Raw genomic sequence first — 1,981 nt, 5'->3', positions numbered from 1 at the left:
CCGCGGACGCTTCCCGCCCCGGCCCCGGTCGACGACGCCCCGCGGACGCTTCCCGCCCCGGCCCCGGTCGACGACGCCCCGCGGACGCTTCCCGCCCCGGCCCCGGTCGACGACGCCCCGCGGACGCTTCCCGCTCCCGCGCCGCTGCCCGCCCCCGCGCAGCATATGTCCCCGGCGCCCGTACTCGCCGAGACCGGCGCAGGCCAGGCCGGCGCCGCGGCGCTCCTCGCCTCCGCCCTGGTCCTGGGCGGCGCGATGCTTTACCGCAGGTCCCGTTCTGCCTGACGCGGCCGCAAAGGTAATCGGAAGAAATACCGGCCGGAGAATCCCCTGACGGATTCTCCGGCCGTCGCCGTGCCCTCGACGCGTTTCCGCCGCGGCACGAAATCGTTAGCCAGGGCAAAAGCGGTGCGACGGTCGCCGCTGGAAAAGGATTTCGACAATGAAGCTCACGAAGGTCGCCGCAGTCGTCGCCGGCTCCGTTGCCGCCCTCGGCGCCTCCACTTCCGCGTTCGCCGCCGAGGGCGCGGCCGCGATGCCCCCCATGAGCCTGACGAGCGGGGCGACACAGGCCTTCGACTCGCTCGCCCCCGCCACAGAGTCGCTTCCCCAGACCCTCGGCAACGGCCTGGCCGAGCAGGGCCAGCCGGTCGATCAGGTCGTGGGCACCACCCGGCGGGTCAACGAGATCCGCAATGGCGCCCCGGGCGAGGTGCTCGGCCTGGCGAACGGGGCCACGAAGGCCTCCCCGCTCCTCGGCGGGGTCCAGCTCAACGGCGGCAACCGGTCCTGAGCCTGAGCCTGCCGATTCAGGACGGCAAAAGAACCGTGGGCGCTACCGGCGAGGCCGGTGGCGCCCACGGTCCGATGCTGCCGCCGCGGATGCGGCGTCAGGCTTCAGAGGCTGTCGCAGGTGTTGCCGAACGCCGGGTTCAGCAGGCCGATGACGTCGGCGGTGTTGCCGCAGAGGTTGACCGGGACGTGGACCGGCACCTGCACGAGGTTGCCCGAGAGGACACCGGGGGAGCCCACGGCCGCACTCTCGGCCGTGGAGTCGGCAAAGGCGGTGCCCGCGGCGCCGGCTGCGGCGAGACCGGCGGAGGCCAGGACCAGGGCGGCCTTCTTGGCAGAGTTCATGGAAAGTGCACCTTCTCTTCGATGTTCTGCCCCGACCGGGGCTCACACCGAGAGAAACGGTCCGGACTCCCCAACGGACACGGCCTCGCGCACATCAAACCTGTTCAGCCCAATCGGCTTCGCCGCACGCGATGTTCGGCCGACCGCCCTGGGGCGCGCCCGCCGCTACCGGCGCACGGGCAGGCCCGGGATCTCGGGGCTCTCAGGGTCGGGGATCTCGGGGACCTCGGGGACGGGGGTCTCGGGGAGATCCGCCGGCGGGAGGGTGATGGGCAGGCCGGGGATGGCCGACAGGTCGGGGAGAGTCGGCGGCGTGCCCCCGGGCAGCAGCCCCTCAAGGCTCCCGAGGAAGCCGTCGAGGGCCGCGGAGATGGCGGAGAGCAGGTCGTCGAGCGGGCCGGCCGGGGCCTCGGCCGGACGGTCCTCCGCTTCCTGCCGGACGGCCGCCACTCGTTTGCGCAAGGAGGCGGCACTCTCACCGTCTGCGGCGCCCGCTGGGGCGGCCGCGCCGGTGAGTATGACGGCGGCGAGGGCCGACGGGACGAGGACTCGGGCACGGAGGTGGAACGGCTTGGAGCGCTGCATGGGAGTTCCTTCGCTGGTCGCAGAGAAGCGGACCCGAGCGATCCGCTCCCTCACCCACCGTCGTGACGGCCTGCACGGAGTGCAACCGGAGCGGGGCCGCACGCAAGGCCCGCGCGCGGGAGCCGCTCGGGGCTGCGTACGGGCGTGGGGGGGGGGGGGGGGGGGGGGGGGGAGGGGGGGGGGGGGGGGAAGAGGGGGGGGGGGGGGGGGGGGGGTGGAACAAAGACAGCCAACGAGGGACGCGGTTCACGCGGGACCA

3 protein-coding genes are annotated in these 1,981 nt (G+C 73.8%); 1 reads left to right on the top strand and 2 read right to left on the bottom strand.

Going from position 1 to position 1,981, the window contains the following annotated elements; genetic code table 11:
* Positions 1-442 precede the first annotated feature (442 nt).
* Positions 443-793, top strand: coding sequence for a hypothetical protein (locus AC068A_RS37320; RefSeq protein WP_478590745.1), 351 nt, complete (start codon positions 443-445; stop codon positions 791-793).
* Positions 794-897: 104 nt separating this feature from the next.
* Here the strand turns inward: AC068A_RS37320 and AC068A_RS37315 are convergent, their stop codons facing one another.
* Both AC068A_RS37315 and AC068A_RS37310 read right to left on the bottom strand, forming a co-directional pair.
* Positions 898-1,137 carry a chaplin gene (locus tag AC068A_RS37315; protein WP_478590744.1) on the bottom strand — a complete coding sequence of 80 codons (240 nt, stop codon included), beginning with the start codon at positions 1,135-1,137 and terminating at the stop codon, positions 898-900.
* 165 nt (positions 1,138-1,302) lie between these two features.
* Positions 1,303-1,722, bottom strand: coding sequence for a hypothetical protein (locus AC068A_RS37310; RefSeq protein ID WP_478590743.1), 420 nt, complete (start codon positions 1,720-1,722; stop codon positions 1,303-1,305).
* Positions 1,723-1,981: the final 259 nt, after the last annotated feature.

It is taken from the genome of Streptomyces sp. NPDC043854 (assembly GCF_056436005.1).
Note: the sequence above shows the minus strand (reverse complement) of the source record. Positions and strands in the feature narration are given on the sequence as shown.

Bases quoted from the DNA above. Each gene is read 5' to 3' on its own strand.
- AC068A_RS37320 (WP_478590745.1), top strand. From the start codon at position 443: ATGAAGCTCACGAAGGTCGCCGCAGTCGTCGCCGGCTCCGTTGCCGCC.
- AC068A_RS37310 (WP_478590743.1), bottom strand. From the start codon at position 1,722: ATGCAGCGCTCCAAGCCGTTCCACCTCCGTGCCCGAGTCCTCGTCCCG.
- AC068A_RS37315 (WP_478590744.1), bottom strand. From the start codon at position 1,137: ATGAACTCTGCCAAGAAGGCCGCCCTGGTCCTGGCCTCCGCCGGTCTC.